Annotated in this window: 3 protein-coding genes; 2 read left to right on the top strand and 1 reads right to left on the bottom strand. The window is 62.1% G+C overall.

All coding sequences use genetic code 11. From position 1 onward, the window contains the following. Positions 1-33 precede the first annotated feature (33 nt). Positions 34-729: a Crp/Fnr family transcriptional regulator gene (locus tag KI612_RS05675; protein ID WP_226442849.1), complete on the top strand. Its 696-nt coding sequence runs from the start codon at positions 34-36 to the stop codon at positions 727-729. A 123-nt stretch (positions 730-852) separates the two neighbouring features. Beyond that, positions 853-2,325, top strand: coding sequence for an IS1182 family transposase (locus KI612_RS05670; RefSeq protein ID WP_226440886.1), 1,473 nt, complete (start codon positions 853-855; stop codon positions 2,323-2,325). A gap of 115 nt (positions 2,326-2,440) precedes the next feature. On the opposite strand, the gene KI612_RS05665 is transcribed toward KI612_RS05670, so the two are convergent. Then, positions 2,441-19,270: a cadherin-like domain-containing protein gene (locus KI612_RS05665; protein ID WP_226442848.1), complete on the bottom strand. Its 16,830-nt coding sequence runs from the start codon at positions 19,268-19,270 to the stop codon at positions 2,441-2,443. Between the last annotated feature and the right edge of the window lie 44 nt (positions 19,271-19,314).

The following is a 19,314-nucleotide window of genomic DNA, read 5'->3' as shown; positions in this document are numbered from 1 at the left end:
CCACCATCCAGCGACACTTTCCAGCGAGCTCCCATGGCAGCCAATCCGCGTATCAACATCGAGGCCCTTCTTTCCCACCTGCCACTGTTCAACGGCCTGGCGCCGGAGGAAATTGCCCGCATTGCCGCCTCCGCGCGCGAAAGCCAGGCGGCAAAGGGCGACATCCTGTTTCACAAGGGCGACCCCTGCACCGGCTTTCACCTGCTGGTCTACGGCCAGATCAAACTGGCTTTCACTTCGTCGCAAGGCAACGAGAAGGTCGTCGAAATCATCAGCCAGGGACAAAGCTTCGGCGAAGCCATCATGTTCATGGACAAGCCCTACATCGTCTTCGCCCAGGCCCTCAGCGACTCGCTGCTGCTGCACATCCCCAAAGCCGTGATCTACGCCGAACTGGAGCGCGACCCCCGCCTCTGCCGCAAGATGCTGGCCGGCATGGCGGTGCGCCTGCACCAGTTGATGAACGACGTCGAATCCTATTCCCTGCGTTCCGGCAAGCAGCGCATCATCGGCTACCTGCTGCGCGACATTCCGGAAGATGCAACGGCAGATAACGACATTGCCGTCACCCTGCCGACCAGCAAGGGCATCATCGCCTCCCGCCTGAACCTCACCCAGGAACACTTTTCCCGCATCCTGCATGAACTGAGCGAACTCGGGCTGATTGTCGTCAAGGGACGCAAGATCTGCATTCCCGATGTCGCTGGCTTGCGGGCACACGATAGTTGAAGACGGGCCAGCCGGTTCAATTCGCAGACAACTAAAAATAAAAAAAGGGGCGGAAAAACCGCCCCTCAGACCGCTGACAAAGCCTCCAAGCGATTGGGGGCTTTATTTTTTTATAATGCAGGCATGCTCAAGCCTGCCTACCCTGCCCAAACGGAACTGGAGATGGTGACGTTGGAGCAATTGGTCCCGAAAGACCACTTGCTCCGGCTGCTCGACCAGCACATCCGGTTTGATTTCATTCGTGAAGCGACCCAGCACCTGTATTGCGAGAACAATGGCCGACCGGCGATTGATCCGGTGGTGTTGTTCAAGATGCTGTTCATTGGCTACCTGTTCGGGATTCGCTCCGAGCGACGGCTGGTGAAGGAAATCGAGGTCAATGTGGCTTACCGCTGGTTTCTCGGCTTTCGGCTGACGGACAAAGTGCCGGATGCCTCGACGCTGTCGCAGAATCGGCGTCGCCGCTTTGTCGGGACGGACATTGAGCAACGCATCTTTGACGGGATTGTCGAGCAAGCCATTGAGCACAAGCTGATTGGCGGGCGGGTGCTTTACACGGACAGCACGCATCTGAAGGCGAATGCCAACAAACGGCACTTCGAGGTGCATCAGGTCGAGCAAACGCCGGCGGCCTATTTGGCCGAGCTGGATGCAGCCATCGAAGCGGATCGTGCCGCCGCGGGCAAGAAGCCGCTCAAGCGTGATGACGATGATTCGACACCGCCACTGAAGGAGGTCAAGGTCAGCACGGTCGATCCCGACGCAGGTTTCATGGCCCGCGACAACAAGCCGACCGGCTTCTTCTATCTGGATCACCGGACTGTCGATGGCGTGCATGCCCTGATCGTCGATACCCATGTCACGCCGGGCAATGTCCATGACAGCCAGCCCTATCTGGCCCGCCTGGACCGGGTCATGGAGCGCTTTGATCTGGCCGTGGGCGCCGTCGGGCTCGATGCCGGGTATTTCACCCCGCAAGTCTGCAAGGGCATTCTCGAGCGGGCACTGTTCGGGGTGATGGGCTACAAGCGACCCACACACCGCGATGGCTATTTCTACAAGCGGGACTATCTCTACGATGCGGTCCAGGACTGCTACCGCTGCCCGGCCGGGGAGGTTCTGCCGTACCGGACGACCAACCGGCTGGGCTATCGGGAATATGCCTCGAATCCCGCCCGTTGCGCTGATTGTGGCGTGCGCGGGCAGTGCACGCAGAGCCGGAATCATCAGAAGCTCGTGACCCGGCATCTCTGGGAAGGTTTCAAGGAAGCGATCAACGCCAATCGCCTGAGCGACCTGGGCAAACGGCTGTACGCCCGGCGCAAGGAAACAGTGGAGCGCAGCTTTGCCGATGCCAAGGAGTTGCACGGCCACCGTTACGCCCGCTTCCGCGGCTTGGCCAAGGTGCAAGCGCAGTGCCTGCTCTCGGCGGCCTGTCAGAACATGAAGAAGATGGCCCTGTTGCTGGCCCGCAAGGCGGCAGCCTTATTGGCCAAAATCCTCGGGCAGGCCCTGTTTGCGGCCGACTTCGCCCGCAATTACCTGCCGATGGCGCTCCACCACGAGAATTCCAGAATCCGCCTTGTTTCGGCCTGAATCCGAAAAACGCCCGAATTCCAAAACAGAAAAACAAAACCCCCGAAAAATCGGGGGTTCGTCAGCAGTCTGAAGGGGCGGAAAATCCGCCCCTTTTTGCTAACTCTAAAGACTATCAATCAACAATCAGCTTGCCATTGGTCAGCAGATTCTGAATAACCGTTGCATCATTGGTTCCGGTTGCACCCAAATCAACCCCTTGCAGGATGATGGTCTGATTGACAGTTGCACTACCGGTCGCATGAACGCTAAGCGTCGTGTTACCAGTGCCAGAGTCATAGGTGAAGTGCAGGAAGTTAGCAAGGTTTCCAGCATTCGTCCCGGCATGAGACTCGCCAACCAGCAGGTCACGCAGGTCAAGAATATCCGTACCCGCAGCACTGCCGAAGCCGACAACATTATCACTACCGGTTTCACCCAGATTCCACTTCAGCACATCAACACCAGTGCCGCCAGTCAGGGTATCCGTACCGGCACCACCAACCAGCACATCGTTGCCCGCACCGCCAACCAGGGAGTCATTGCCGGCGTAGCCCATCAACATCTCGTTGGCAGCCGTACCTGTCAGCGTATTGGCGGCAGAACTACCTTCGATATTCTGATACCCGCCAACATTGATGGTCAGGACGCTGTGCGAGGCGTCACCATCGTTGTCAGTTACCGTATAGCCATAAGTTATCGACAACGATTGACCCGCAGTCAGAGAATTACGTGTCGCATCATTCATGACGAAGGTGTAGCTTCCGTCAGAATTACCGACGAACGATCCGTAGGTGCTGGTAACCGCATCCCAAACAACGTTCGTCGCCGAGGCATCTGCACCATTTTCATGCAGAACATTCCCGGTAGCCGACGGCAAGGCATCGGTTGTCACGATGGATCCATACACACCATAGACATTGGAAGCACTCTCGTTGGTATAAATGGTATTCACGACATTACCGGAGGAATCCCGGAAACCATCAAGCTTAACCACGTAGGGTTGCCCATTGATATTCACTGACACTGATTGAGTCGGCAAAGTGATGATGTCGCGATTTTGATCGGCAGTACCGGTATTGGGTGTCTCCGTATGGGTGAGATGGACAGTGAACGAGACAGGTGTCGAGATTCCGTTGATCACAACATCCATCGTCATGATCAAATCGGTTCCGGTCAGCGAGCCACCTGAAACAGGGAAGTTGTTATGGGTGAAATCAGCCAGCTTGATCAACGTGCCTTGCTGTACAACTGTCCCAGCCGCACTGGTATATGCGGTGTTGTCGACCAACGTATAGCCGGACCTCGAACCACCATTCTGTGCAGTACCCCAGGTAAGCGTATCAACGTAAGCATCGGCATCGGTATTTCCCGTCGTACCCGTACCACTCGAATAGGTTGAATTCTGCCAACCAGCCTTCAAGTCATTGACATTGATGAGATCGACGCCGACATAGATGTTATTGGAAGCATCATGCGTGACCGGCGCATCATCAACGATATTGATCTTGACCGAAGACGCAGCCGTATCACCATCAGTATCAGTTACGGTAACGGCAATAGACTCGACATAGCCAGAAGTCGTCGCACCGGCCTGAGTATCGTTATCGACATTAGTTTGCAACAGATAGGAGTAGTTGACCGTACCACCCTGCGTATTGCCAGAGTAGCCCGTCAAGGTCAGCGCACCATAAGGCGTATCAACCACAACAGGGAAGGTAGCTGCCGTCTGCAGTTGGGCGAGGGAAAGAATCGTACCGCCAACATTTAGCGACGAAACACCGTCAATTGCCTGAATGGCGAAGGTTCCAGTTTGCGTCAGTGCTGCCGCATCAGGGGAAGTTCCGGCGGACAGATTCTTTTCGTACACCGTTTCATCACCAGTTGCGACGCCAATACCCGTCACACCAATCGGATCGTCTACCGGCGTGATGTCCAACGTTGCCGAACCAGCCACGCTCTTCGGATCCGACACACCATTCGTCGTACCGTTGTCCGTGATCGTGTAGCTGAAGCTGACATTCGTGTCGTCGTTCAGCGCCGGCGTGTAGGTCCAGGTGCCATTGCCGTTGTTCACCAGCGTGCCGTTGCCGCTCGTGATCGTCAGGTTCGACGCCGTCAGCGTGTTCCCTTCGACATCCGCTGCATTGCCCAGCAACTGGGCCTGCGTGATGACCCGCGCACCGCTGTCTTCCGCAATCGCCGTCAGCGTGACCGGCGTCGTCGTTGGCGCGTCATTCACCGGCGTGATGTCCAGCGTTGCCGAACCAGCCACGCTCTTCGGATCCGACACACCATTCGTCGTACCGTTGTCCGTGATCGTGTAGCTGAAGCTGACATTCGTGTCGTCGTTCAGCGCCGGCGTGTAGGTCCAGGTGCCATTGCCGTTGTTCACCAGCGTGCCGTTGCCGCTCGTGATCGTCAGGTTCGACGCCGTCAGCGTGTTCCCTTCGACATCCGCTGCATTGCCCAGCAACTGGGCCTGCGTGATGACCCGCGCACCGCTGTCTTCCGCAATCGCCGTCAGCGTGACCGGCGTCGTCGTCGGCGCGTCATTCACCGGCGTGATGTCCAGCGTTGCCGAACCAGCCACGCTCTTCGGATCCGACACACCATTCGTCGTACCGTTGTCCGTGATCGTGTAGCTGAAGCTGACATTCGTGTCGTCGTTCAGCGCCGGCGTGTAGGTCCAGGTGCCATTGCCGTTGTTCACCAGCGTGCCGTTGCCGCTCGTGATCGTCAGGTTCGACGCCGTCAGCGTGTTCCCTTCGACATCCGCTGCATTGCCCAGCAACTGGGCCTGCGTGATGACCCGCGCACCGCTGTCTTCCGCAATCGCCGTCAGCGTGACCGGCGTCGTCGTCGGCGCGTCATTCACCGGCGTGATGTCCAGCGTTGCCGAACCAGCCACGCTCTTCGGATCCGACACACCATTCGTCGTACCGTTGTCCGTGATCGTGTAGCTGAAGCTGACATTCGTGTCGTCGTTCAGCGCCGGCGTGTAGGTCCAGGTGCCATTGCCGTTGTTCACCAGCGTGCCGTTGCCGCTCGTGATCGTCAGGTTCGACGCCGTCAGCGTGTTCCCTTCGACATCCGCTGCATTGCCCAGCAACTGGGCCTGCGTGATGACCCGCGCACCGCTGTCTTCCGCAATCGCCGTCAGCGTGACCGGCGTCGTCGTTGGCGCGTCATTCACCGGCGTGATGTCCAGCGTTGCCGAACCAGCCACGCTCTTCGGATCCGACACACCATTCGTCGTACCGTTGTCCGTGATCGTGTAGCTGAAGCTGACATTCGTGTCGTCGTTCAGCGCCGGCGTGTAGGTCCAGGTGCCATTGCCGTTGTTCACCAGCGTGCCGTTGCCGCTCGTGATCGTCAGGTTCGACGCCGTCAGCGTGTTCCCTTCGACATCCGCTGCATTCCCCAGCAACTGGGCCTGCGTGATGACTCGCGCACCGCTGTCTTCCGCAATCGCCGTCAGCGTGACCGGCGTCGTCGTCGGTGCATCATTGACCGGCGTGATGTCCAGCGTTGCCGAACCAGCCACGCTCTTCGGATCCGACACGCCATTCGTCGTGCCGTTGTCCGTGATCGTGTAGCTGAAGCTGACATTCGTGTCGTCGTTCAGCGCCGGCGTGTAGGTCCAGGTGCCATTGCCGTTGTTCACCAGCGTGCCGTTGCCGCTCGTGATCGTCAGGTTCGACGCCGTCAGCGTGTTCCCTTCGACATCCGCTGCATTCCCCAGCAACTGGGCCTGCGTGATGACTCGCGCACCGCTGTCTTCCGCAATCGCCGTCAGCGTGACCGGCGTCGTCGTCGGTGCATCATTGACCGGCGTGATATCCAGCGTTGCCGAACCAGCCACGCTCTTCGGATCCGACACACCATTCGTCGTACCGTTGTCCGTGATCGTGTAGCTGAAGCTGACATTCGTGTCGTCGTTCAGCGCCGGCGTGTAGGTCCAGGTGCCATTGCCGTTGTTCACCAGCGTGCCGTTGCCGCTCGTAATCGTCAGGTTCGACGCCGTCAGCGTGTTCCCTTCGACATCCGCTGCATTCCCCAGCAACTGGGCCTGCGTGATGACTCGCGCACCGCTGTCTTCCGCAATCGCCGTCAGCGTGACCGGCGTCGTCGTCGGTGCATCATTGACCGGCGTGATGTCCAGCGTTGCCGAACCAGCCACGCTCTTCGGATCCGACACGCCATTCGTCGTGCCGTTGTCCGTGATCGTGTAGCTGAAGCTGACATTCGTATCGTCGTTCAGCGCCGGCGTGTAGGTCCAGGTGCCATTGCCGTTGTTCACCAGCGTGCCGTTGCCGCTCGTAATCGTCAGGTTCGACGCCGTCAGCGTGTTCCCTTCGACATCCGCTGCATTCCCCAGCAACTGGGCCTGCGTGATGACCCGCGCACCGCTGTCTTCCGCAATCGCCGTCAGCGTGACCGGCGTCGTCGTCGGTGCATCATTGACCGGCGTGATGTCCAGCGTTGCCGAACCAGCCACGCTCTTCGGATCCGACACGCCATTCGTCGTACCGTTGTCCGTGATCGTGTAGCTGAAGCTGACATTCGTGTCGTCGTTCAGCGCCGGCGTGTAGGTCCAGGTGCCATTGCCGTTGTTCACCAGCGTGCCGTTGCCGCTCGTGATCGTCAGGTTCGACGCCGTCAGCGTGTTCCCTTCGACATCCGCTGCATTCCCCAGCAACTGGGCTTGCGTGATGACCCGCGCACCGCTGTCTTCCGCAATCGCCGTCAGCGTGACCGGCGTCGTCGTCGGTGCATCATTGACCGGCGTGATGTCCAGCGTTGCCGAACCAGCCACGCTCTTCGGATCCGAAACGCCATTCGTCGTGCCGTTGTCCGTGATCGTGTAGCTGAAGCTGACATTCGTGTCGTCGTTCAGCGCCGGCGTGTAGGTCCAGGTGCCATTGCCGTTGTTCACCAGCGTGCCGTTGCCGCTCGTGATCGTCAGGTTCGACGCCGTCAGCGTGTTCCCTTCGACATCCGCTGCATTCCCCAGCAACTGGGCCTGCGTGATGACCCGCGCACCGCTGTCTTCCGCAATCGCCGTCAGCGTGACCGGCGTCGTCGTCGGTGCATCATTGACCGGCGTGATGTCCAGCGTTGCCGAACCAGCCACGCTCTTCGGATCCGACACACCATTCGTCGTACCGTTGTCCGTGATCGTGTAGCTGAAGCTGACATTCGTGTCGTCGTTCAGCGCCGGCGTGTAGGTCCAGGTGCCATTGCCGTTGTTCACCAGCGTGCCGTTGCCGCTCGTGATCGTCAGGTTCGACGCCGTCAGCGTGTTCCCTTCGACATCCGCTGCATTCCCCAGCAACTGGGCCTGCGTGATGACCCGCGCACCGCTGTCTTCCGCAATCGCCGTCAGCGTGACCGGCGTCGTCGTCGGTGCATCATTGACCGGAACGACATTGAACGTGATTGTGTTCGCCGTCTGGTCGATATCCTGCCCACCGTTGATTGTCCCTTGATCATCCTTGACCTGGAAATTGAACGTGGCGTACTGGCTGCCGTTTGCATTGGCCACCGGCTCGAAAGTCAACAAACCGGAATTCAGCTCTGCCAACGTCACGGTAACCGGCCCAGTTACTGCCGAACCATTCAAATACAAAGTCCCCGCAGAGGTAGGACCAACCAAAATGCTGAGCAGATTTCCGCCATCCGAATCAACAAATCCGAAATCGCTCGCCTTGAGAGCGTAGGACGCGTCCTCATTCAGGCTGATCGTCGAGTCTTGGCCAGACGGTGCCATGTTGGCATCGGAAATGTAACCCGTCGCTCCGGCCGAAGAGTTGAAAGGAATACCATTTACCTCGCCGCTGAGCGTCGCACTGACGGCCAGTTGCTCAACTCCCTCCAACGAACCATCGGGATTGCTATTGATCGCAACATCAGCACTGGTTGCCCCTGATGGCATGGTAAAACTGTAAGTGCCGCCGGAAACATGAGTCACCGCCACCGGAACCCCACCGATGAAAACAGTAATCGGCAAGGAGTAATCATCGGCTTCAACCGTATCAGAGGATGCACCACCCACCGTGAAGGTAACGACACTGTCGGTAGACGAAGCAGTCCCCGTATTCAAGATGAAGTGCAGGGTATCCCCTTCGTGAACCAAAACGTCGCTCACCGCCAGCACCGGCAGGTCGTTGTCCGGCGTCGTGCCCGGATCATCACCATCCGGACCGCTGCCGTTGTCGGTCAGCGTGCCCTTGCCTTCCGCGGCCGTCAGCGTGGCGCCGGATACCGTGCCTTCTGCCTTCAGCGTGAAGGTTTCGTTGCCTTCATAGACCGCATCGTTTGTCGTACCGACACTCACCGACAGCGTCTGCACGCCGGCCGGAATCGTGTACGTGCCGTCCGGGTTCGCCGCAATCACGTGCTCGCCCGTGCCGTCCGTGTAGCTGACCTTCGTCACGCCACCGATGTCGCTCGCTTCTGCCGTGTCGCCCACCTTGATTTCCGGGGTCAGCGTCAGCGTCACTGCGCTTTCCGTGGCCTTGTCCAGGCTCACCGTGAACACCGCCGTGCTGCCTTCTTCCACCGTCACGTCGCTCACCGCCAGCACCGGCAGGTCGTTGTCCGGCGTCGTGCCCGGATCATCACCATCCGGACCGCTGCCGTTGTCGGTCAGCGTGCCCTTGCCTTCCGCGGCCGTCAGCGTGGCGCCGGATACCGTGCCTTCTGCCTTCAGCGTGAAGGTTTCGTTGCCTTCATAGACCGCATCGTTCGTCGTACCGACACTCACCGACAGCGTCTGCACGCCGGCCGGAATCGTGTACGTGCCGTCCGGGTTCGCCGCAATCACGTGCTCGCCCGTGCCGTCCGTGTAGCTGACCTTCGTCACGCCACCGATGTCGCTCGCTTCTGCCGTGTCGCCCACCTTGATTTCCGGGGTCAGCGTCAGCGTCACTGCGCTTTCCGTGGCCTTGTCCAGGCTCACCGTGAACACCGCCGTGCTGCCTTCTTCCACCGTCACGTCGCTCACCGCCAGCACCGGCAGGTCGTTGTCCGGCGTCGTGCCCGGATCATCACCATCCGGACCGCTGCCGTTGTCGGTCAGCGTGCCCTTGCCTTCCGCGGCCGTCAGCGTGGCGCCGGATACCGTGCCTTCTGCCTTCAGCGTGAAGGTTTCGTTGCCTTCATAGACCGCATCGTTCGTCGTACCGACACTCACCGACAGCGTCTGCACGCCGGCCGGAATCGTGTACGTGCCGTCCGGGTTCGCCGCAATCACGTGCTCGCCCGTGCCGTCCGTGTAGCTGACCTTCGTCACGCCACCGATGTCGCTCGCTTCTGCCGTGTCGCCCACCTTGATTTCCGGGGTCAGCGTCAGCGTCACTGCGCTTTCCGTGGCCTTGTCCAGGCTCACCGTGAACACCGCCGTGCTGCCTTCTTCCACCGTCACGTCGCTCACCGCCAGCACCGGCAGGTCGTTGTCCGGCGTCGTGCCCGGATCATCACCATCCGGACCGCTGCCGTTGTCGGTCAGCGTGCCCTTGCCTTCCGCGGCCGTCAGCGTGGCGCCGGATACCGTGCCTTCTGCCTTCAGCGTGAAGGTTTCGTTGCCTTCATAGACCGCATCGTTCGTCGTACCGACACTCACCGACAGCGTCTGCACGCCGGCCGGAATCGTGTACGTGCCGTCCGGGTTCGCCGCAATCACGTGCTCGCCCGTGCCGTCCGTGTAGCTGACCTTCGTCACGCCACCGATGTCGCTCGCTTCTGCCGTGTCGCCCACCTTGATTTCCGGGGTCAGCGTCAGCGTCACTGCGCTTTCCGTGGCCTTGTCCAGGCTCACCGTGAACACCGCCGTGCTGCCTTCTTCCACCGTCACGTCGCTCACCGCCAGCACCGGCAGGTCGTTGTCCGGCGTCGTGCCCGGATCATCACCATCCGGACCGCTGCCGTTGTCGGTCAGCGTGCCCTTGCCTTCCGCGGCCGTCAGCGTGGCGCCGGATACCGTGCCTTCTGCCTTCAGCGTGAAGGTTTCGTTGCCTTCATAGACCGCATCGTTCGTCGTACCGACACTCACCGACAGCGTCTGCACGCCGGCCGGAATCGTGTACGTGCCGTCCGGGTTCGCCGCAATCACGTGCTCGCCCGTGCCGTCCGTGTAGCTGACCTTCGTCACGCCACCGATGTCGCTCGCTTCTGCCGTGTCGCCCACCTTGATTTCCGGGGTCAGCGTCAGCGTCACTGCGCTTTCCGTGGCCTTGTCCAGGCTCACCGTGAACACCGCCGTGCTGCCTTCTTCCACCGTCACGTCGCTCACCGCCAGCACCGGCAGGTCGTTGTCCGGCGTCGTGCCCGGATCATCACCATCCGGACCGCTGCCGTTGTCGGTCAGCGTGCCCTTGCCTTCCGCGGCCGTCAGCGTGACGCCGGATACCGTGCCTTCTGCCTTCAGCGTGAAGGTTTCGTTGCCTTCATAGACCGCATCGTTTGTCGTACCGACACTCACCGACAGCGTCTGCACGCCGGCCGGAATCGTGTACGTGCCGTCCGGGTTCGCCGCAATCACGTGCTCGCCCGTGCCGTCCGTGTAGCTGACCTTCGTCACGCCACCGATGTCGCTCGCTTCTGCCGTGTCGCCCACCTTGATTTCCGGGGTCAGCGTCAGCGTCACTGCGCTTTCCGTGGCCTTGTCCAGGCTCACCGTGAACACCGCCGTGCTGCCTTCTTCCACCGTCACGTCGCTCACCGCCAGCACCGGCAGGTCGTTGTCCGGCGTCGTGCCCGGATCATCACCATCCGGACCGCTGCCGTTGTCGGTCAGCGTGCCCTTGCCTTCCGCGGCCGTCAGCGTGGCGCCGGATACCGTGCCTTCTGCCTTCAACGTGAAGGTTTCGTTGCCTTCATAGACCGCATCGTTTGTCGTACCGACACTCACCGACAGCGTCTGCACGCCGGCCGGAATCGTGTACGTGCCGTCCGGGTTCGCCGCAATCACGTGCTCGCCCGTGCCGTCCGTGTAGCTGACCTTCGTCACGCCACCGATGTCGCTCGCTTCTGCCGTGTCGCCCACCTTGATTTCCGGGGTCAGCGTCAGCGTCACTGCGCTTTCCGTGGCCTTGTCCAGGCTCACCGTGAACACCGCCGTGCTGCCTTCTTCCACCGTCACGTCGCTCACCGCCAGCACCGGCAGGTCGTTGTCCGGCGTCGTGCCCGGATCATCACCATCCGGACCGCTGCCGTTGTCGGTCAGCGTGCCCTTGCCTTCCGCGGCCGTCAGCGTGGCGCCGGATACCGTGCCTTCTGCCTTCAGCGTGAAGGTTTCGTTGCCTTCATAGACCGCATCGTTTGTCGTACCGACACTCACCGACAGCGTCTGCACGCCGGCCGGAATCGTGTACGTGCCGTCCGGGTTCGCCGCAATCACGTGCTCGCCCGTGCCGTCCGTGTAGCTGACCTTCGTCACGCCACCGATGTCGCTCGCTTCTGCCGTGTCGCCCACCTTGATTTCCGGGGTCAGCGTCAGCGTCACTGCGCTTTCCGTGGCCTTGTCCAGGCTCACCGTGAACACCGCCGTGCTGCCTTCTTCCACCGTCACGTCGCTCACCGCCAGCACCGGCAGGTCGTTGTCCGGCGTCGTGCCCGGATCATCACCATCCGGACCGCTGCCGTTGTCGGTCAGCGTGCCCTTGCCTTCCGCGGCCGTCAGCGTGACGCCGGATACCGTGCCTTCTGCCTTCAGCGTGAAGGTTTCGTTGCCTTCATAGACCGCATCGTTTGTCGTACCGACACTCACCGACAGCGTCTGCACGCCGGCCGGAATCGTGTACGTGCCGTCCGGGTTCGCCGCAATCACGTGCTCGCCCGTGCCGTCCGTGTAGCTGACCTTCGTCACGCCACCGATGTCGCTCGCTTCTGCCGTGTCGCCCACCTTGATTTCCGGGGTCAGCGTCAGCGTCACTGCGCTTTCTGTGGCCTTGTCCAGGCTCACCGTGAACACCGCCGTGCTGCCTTCTTCCACCGTCACGTCGCTCACCGCCAGCACCGGCAGGTCGTTGTCCGGCGTCGTGCCCGGATCATCACCATCCGGACCGCTGCCGTTGTCGGTCAGCGTGCCCTTGCCTTCCGCGGCCGTCAGCGTGGCGCCGGATACCGTGCCTTCTGCCTTCAGCGTGAAGGTTTCGTTGCCTTCATAGACCGCATCGTTCGTCGTACCGACACTCACCGACAGCGTCTGCACGCCGGCCGGAATCGTGTACGTGCCGTCCGGGTTCGCCGCAATCACGTGCTCGCCCGTGCCGTCCGTGTAGCTGACCTTCGTCACGCCACCGATGTCGCTCGCTTCTGCCGTGTCGCCCACCTTGATTTCCGGGGTCAGCGTCAGCGTCACTGCGCTTTCCGTGGCCTTGTCCAGGCTCACCGTGAACACCGCCGTGCTGCCTTCTTCCACCGTCACGTCGCTCACCGCCAGCACCGGCAGGTCGTTGTCCGGCGTCGTGCCCGGATCATCACCATCCGGACCGCTGCCGTTGTCGGTCAGCGTGCCCTTGCCTTCCGCGGCCGTCAGCGTGACGCCGGATACCGTGCCTTCTGCCTTCAGCGTGAAGGTTTCGTTGCCTTCATAGACCGCATCGTTCGTCGTACCGACACTCACCGACAGCGTCTGCACGCCGGCCGGAATCGTGTACGTGCCGTCCGGGTTCGCCGCAATCACGTGCTCGCCCGTGCCGTCCGTGTAGCTGACCTTCGTCACGCCACCGATGTCGCTCGCTTCTGCCGTGTCGCCCACCTTGATTTCCGGGGTCAGCGTCAGCGTCACTGCGCTTTCTGTGGCCTTGTCCAGGCTCACCGTGAACACCGCCGTGCTGCCTTCTTCCACCGTCACGTCGCTCACCGCCAGCACCGGCAGGTCGTTGTCCGGCGTCGTGCCCGGATCATCACCATCCGGACCGCTGCCGTTGTCGGTCAGCGTGCCCTTGCCTTCCGCGGCCGTCAGCGTGGCGCCGGATACCGTGCCTTCTGCCTTCAGCGTGAAGGTTTCGTTGCCTTCATAGACCGCATCGTTCGTCGTACCGACACTCACCGACAGCGTCTGCACGCCGGCCGGAATCGTGTACGTGCCGTCCGGGTTCGCCGCAATCACGTGCTCGCCCGTGCCGTCCGTGTAGCTGACCTTCGTCACGCCACCGATGTCGCTCGCTTCTGCCGTGTCGCCCACCTTGATTTCCGGGGTCAGCGTCAGCGTCACTGCGCTTTCCGTGGCCTTGTCCAGGCTCACCGTGAACACCGCCGTGCTGCCTTCTTCCACCGTCACGTCGCTCACCGCCAGCACCGGCAGGTCGTTGTCCGGCGTCGTGCCCGGATCATCACCATCCGGACCGCTGCCGTTGTCGGTCAGCGTGCCCTTGCCTTCCGCGGCCGTCAGCGTGACGCCGGATACCGTGCCTTCTGCCTTCAGCGTGAAGGTTTCGTTGCCTTCATAGACCGCATCGTTCGTCGTACCGACACTCACCGACAGCGTCTGCACGCCGGCCGGAATCGTGTACGTGCCGTCCGGGTTCGCCGCAATCACGTGCTCGCCCGTGCCGTCCGTGTAGCTGACCTTCGTCACGCCACCGATGTCGCTCGCTTCTGCCGTGTCGCCCACCTTGATTTCCGGGGTCAGCGTCAGCGTCACTGCGCTTTCCGTGGCCTTGTCCAGGCTCACCGTGAACACCGCCGTGCTGCCTTCTTCCACCGTCACGTCGCTCACCGCCAGCACCGGCAGGTCGTTGTCCGGCGTCGTGCCCGGATCATCACCATCCGGACCGCTGCCGTTGTCGGTCAGCGTGCCCTTGCCTTCCGCGGCCGTCAGCGTGGCGCCGGATACCGTGCCTTCTGCCTTCAGCGTGAAGGTTTCGTTGCCTTCATAGACCGCATCGTTCGTCGTACCGACACTCACCGACAGCGTCTGCACGCCGGCCGGAATCGTGTACGTGCCGTCCGGGTTCGCCGCAATCACGTGCTCGCCCGTGCCGTCCGTGTAGCTGACCTTCGTCACGCCACCGATGTCGCTCGCTTCTGCCGTGTCGCCCACCTTGATTTCCGGGGTCAGCGTCAGCGTCACTGCGCTTTCCGTGGCCTTGTCCAGGCTCACCGTGAACACCGCCGTGCTGCCTTCTTCCACCGTCACGTCGCTCACCGCCAGCACCGGCAGGTCGTTGTCCGGCGTCGTGCCCGGATCATCACCATCCGGACCGCTGCCGTTGTCGGTCAGCGTGCCCTTGCCTTCCGCGGCCGTCAGCGTGGCGCCGGATACCGTGCCTTCTGCCTTCAGCGTGAAGGTTTCGTTGCCTTCATAGACCGCATCGTTCGTCGTACCGACACTCACCGACAGCGTCTGCACGCCGGCCGGAATCGTGTACGTGCCGTCCGGGTTCGCCGCAATCACGTGCTCGCCCGTGCCGTCCGTGTAGCTGACCTTCGTCACGCCACCGATGTCGCTCGCTTCTGCCGTGTCGCCCACCTTGATTTCCGGGGTCAGCGTCAGCGTCACTGCGCTTTCCGTGGCCTTGTCCAGGCTCACCGTGAACACCGCCGTGCTGCCTTCTTCCACCGTCACGTCGCTCACCGCCAGCACCGGCAGGTCGTTGTCCGGCGTCGTGCCCGGATCATCACCATCCGGACCGCTGCCGTTGTCGGTCAGCGTGCCCTTGCCTTCCGCGGCCGTCAGCGTGGCGCCGGATACCGTGCCTTCTGCCTTCAGCGTGAAGGTTTCGTTGCCTTCATAGACCGCATCGTTCGTCGTACCGACACTCACCGACAGCGTCTGCACGCCGGCCGGAATCGTGTACGTGCCGTCCGGGTTCGCCGCAATCACGTGCTCGCCCGTGCCGTCCGTGTAGCTGACCTTCGTCACGCCACCGATGTCGCTCGCTTCTGCCGTGTCGCCCACCTTGATTTCCGGGGTCAGCGTCAGCGTCACTGCGCTTTCCGTGGCCTTGTCCAGGCTCACCGTGAACACCGCCGTGCTGCCTTCTTCCACCGTCACGTCGCTCACCGCCAGCACCGGCAGGTCGTTGTCCGGCGTCGTGCCCGGATCATCACCATCCGGACCGCTGCCGTTGTCGGTCAGCGTGCCCTTGCCTTCCGCGGCCGTCAGCGTGGCGCCGGATACCGTGCCTTCTGCCTTCAGCGTGAAGGTTTCGTTGCCTTCATAGACCGCATCGTTCGTCGTACCGACACTCACCGACAGCGTCTGCACGCCGGCCGGAATCGTGTACGTGCCGTCCGGGTTCGCCGCAATCACGTGCTCGCCCGTGCCGTCCGTGTAGCTGACCTTCGTCACGCCACCGATGTCGCTCGCTTCTGCCGTGTCGCCCACCTTGATTTCCGGGGTCAGCGTCAGCGTCACTGCGCTTTCCGTGGCCTTGTCCAGGCTCACCGTGAACACCGCCGTGCTGCCTTCTTCCACCGTCACGTCGCTCACCGCCAGCACCGGCAGGTCGTTGTCCGGCGTCGTGCCCGGATCATCACCATCCGGACCGCTGCCGTTGTCGGTCAGCGTGCCCTTGCCTTCCGCGGCCGTCAGCGTGGCGCCGGATACCGTGCCTTCTGCCTTCAGCGTGAAGGTTTCGTTGCCTTCATAGACCGCATCGTTCGTCGTACCGACACTCACCGACAGCGTCTGCACGCCGGCCGGAATCGTGTACGTGCCGTCCGGGTTCGCCGCAATCACGTGCTCGCCCGTGCCGTCCGTGTAGCTGACCTTCGTCACGCCACCGATGTCGCTCGCTTCTGCCGTGTCGCCCACCTTGATTTCCGGGGTCAGCGTCAGCGTCACTGCGCTTTCCGTGGCCTTGTCCAGGCTCACCGTGAACACCGCCGTGCTGCCTTCTTCCACCGTCACGTCGCTCACCGCCAGCACCGGCAGGTCGTTGTCCGGCGTCGTGCCCGGATCATCACCATCCGGACCGCTGCCGTTGTCGGTCAGCGTGCCCTTGCCTTCCGCGGCCGTCAGCGTGGCGCCGGATACCGTGCCTTCTGCCTTCAGCGTGAAGGTTTCGTTGCCTTCATAGACCGCATCGTTCGTCGTACCGACACTCACCGACAGCGTCTGCACGCCGGCCGGAATCGTGTACGTGCCGTCCGGGTTCGCCGCAATCACGTGCTCGCCCGTGCCGTCCGTGTAGCTGACCTTCGTCACGCCACCGATGTCGCTCGCTTCTGCCGTGTCGCCCACCTTGATTTCCGGGGTCAGCGTCAGCGTCACTGCGCTTTCCGTGGCCTTGTCCAGGCTCACCGTGAACACCGCCGTGCTGCCTTCTTCCACCGTCACGTCGCTCACCGCCAGCACCGGCAGGTCGTTGTCCGGCGTCGTGCCCGGATCATCACCATCCGGACCGCTGCCGTTGTCGGTCAGCGTGCCCTTGCCTTCCGCGGCCGTCAGCGTGGCGCCGGATACCGTGCCTTCTGCCTTCAGCGTGAAGGTTTCGTTGCCTTCATAGACCGCATCGTTCGTCGTACCGACACTCACCGACAGCGTCTGCACGCCGGCCGGAATCGTGTACGTGCCGTCCGGGTTCGCCGCAATCACGTGCTCGCCCGTGCCGTCCGTGTAGCTGACCTTCGTCACGCCACCGATGTCGCTCGCTTCTGCCGTGTCGCCCACCTTGATTTCCGGGGTCAGCGTCAGCGTCACTGCGCTTTCCGTGGCCTTGTCCAGGCTCACCGTGAACACCGCCGTGCTGCCTTCTTCCACCGTCACGTCGCTCACCGCCAGCACCGGCAGGTCGTTGTCCGGCGTCGTGCCCGGATCATCACCATCCGGACCGCTGCCGTTGTCGGTCAGCGTGCCCTTGCCTTCCGCGGCCGTCAGCGTGACGCCGGATACCGTGCCTTCTGCCTTCAGCGTGAAGGTTTCGTTGCCTTCATAGACCGCATCGTTTGTCGTACCGACACTCACCGACAGCGTCTGCACGCCGGCCGGAATCGTGTACGTGCCGTCCGGGTTCGCCGCAATCACGTGCTCGCCCGTGCCGTCCGTGTAGCTGACCTTCGTCACGCCACCGATGTCGCTCGCTTCTGCCGTGTCGCCCACCTTGATTTCCGGGGTCAGCGTCAGCGTCACTGCGCTTTCCGTGGCCTTGTCCAGGCTCACCGTGAACACCGCCGTGCTGCCTTCTTCCACCGTCACGTCGCTCACCGCCAGCACCGGCAGGTCGTTGTCCGGCGTCGTGCCCGGATCATCACCATCCGGACCGCTGCCGTTGTCGGTCAGCGTGCCCTTGCCTTCCGCGGCCGTCAGCGTGGCGCCGGATACCGTGCCTTCTGCCTTCAGCGTGAAGGTTTCGTTGCCTTCATAGACCGCATCGTTCGTCGTACCGACACTCACCGACAGCGTCTGCACGCCGGCCGGAATCGTGTACGTGCCGTCCGGGTTCGCCGCAATCACGTGCTCGCCCGTGCCGTCCGTGTAGCTGACCTTCGTCACGCCACCGATGTCGCTCGCTTCTGCCGTGTCGCCCACCTTGATTTCCGGGGTCAGCGTCAGCGTCACTGCGCTTTCCGTGGCCTTGTCCAGGCTCACCGTGAACACCGCCGTGCTGCCTTCTTCCACCGTCACGTCGCTCACCGCCAGCACCGGCAGGTCGTTGTCCGGCGTCGTGCCCGGATCATCACCATCCGGACCGCTGCCGTTGTCGGTCAGCGTGCCCTTGCCTTCCGCGGCCGTCAGCGTGGCGCCGGATACCGTGCCTTCTGCCTTCAACGTGAAGGTTTCGTTGCCTTCATAGACCGCATCGTTTGTCGTACCGACACTCACCGACAGCGTCTGCACGCCGGCCGGAATCGTGTACGTGCCGTCCGGGTTCGCCGCAATCACGTGCTCGCCCGTGCCGTCCGTGTAGCTGACCTTCGTCACGCCACCGATGTCGCTCGCTTCTGCCGTGTCGCCCACCTTGATTTCCGGGGTCAGCGTCAGCGTCACTGCGCTTTCCGTGGCCTTGTCCAGGCTCACCGTGAACACCGCCGTGCTGCCTTCTTCCACCGTCACGTCGCTCACCGCCAGCACCGGCAGGTCGTTGTCCGGCGTCGTGCCCGGATCATCACCATCCGGACCGCTGCCGTTGTCGGTCAGCGTGCCCTTGCCTTCCGCGGCCGTCAGCGTGGCGCCGGATACCGTGCCTTCTGCCTTCAGCGTGAAGGTTTCGTTGCCTTCATAGACCGCATCGTTCGTCGTACCGACACTCACCGACAGCGTCTGCACGCCGGCCGGAATCGTGTACGTGCCGTCCGGGTTCGCCGCAATCACGTGCTCGCCCGTGCCGTCCGTGTAGCTGACCTTCGTCACGCCACCGATGTCGCTCGCTTCTGCCGTGTCGCCCACCTTGATTTCCGGGGTCAGCGTCAGCGTCACTGCGCTTTCCGTGGCCTTGTCCAGGCTCACCGTGAACACCGCCGTGCTGCCTTCTTCCACCGTCACGTCGCTCACCGCCAGCACCGGAACGGCTGTGGCAGCAACAAGAGGACCAGCCTCGATCGACTCAAGTGGCACACCGCGGCTGGTAGCAAACTGATAAGACAACGGATCAACCGTCTCAACCACACGCAAAAACTCAACGAAAGTATGACCTTCGTTGCCACCCTGCCCCGCACCAGCGGCCGGCGCGTCTTCATCAAGCAGGGCATCGAGACTGTTGCCTGATGTCAGAGCCTTGGCAATTTTCTGGAGTCCGCCTTTGCCATGGTCGGCAACAGCACTGTCAGCGGCATCTGGTTTGACCGGGGCACCAACTTCGGCATCAAGCCTGGCAACCTCTCCCGGACGGACAGTCATCTCGCGACCATCAGCCAACGCCAAGTTCACCTGGGAGCCATCGGAGGCAACTACGCTTTCGCCTTCACGAATGGCATCCCCAGCCTTGAGGCGCCGCAACTTGCCAGCACCGTCACGAGCAAAGGCTTCGCCGGTAATGGATGAGACTTTGGCGATGACTTGGGATTGGGCCATGGTAATACTCCAGACACTGTTTTCGATACTGCCAGTGTAGGAGC

The organism is Quatrionicoccus australiensis (genome assembly GCF_020510525.1).
Classification (GTDB): Bacteria; Pseudomonadota; Gammaproteobacteria; order Burkholderiales; family Rhodocyclaceae; genus Azonexus; species Azonexus australiensis_B.
This window is presented reverse-complemented; position numbering and strand designations above follow the sequence as displayed.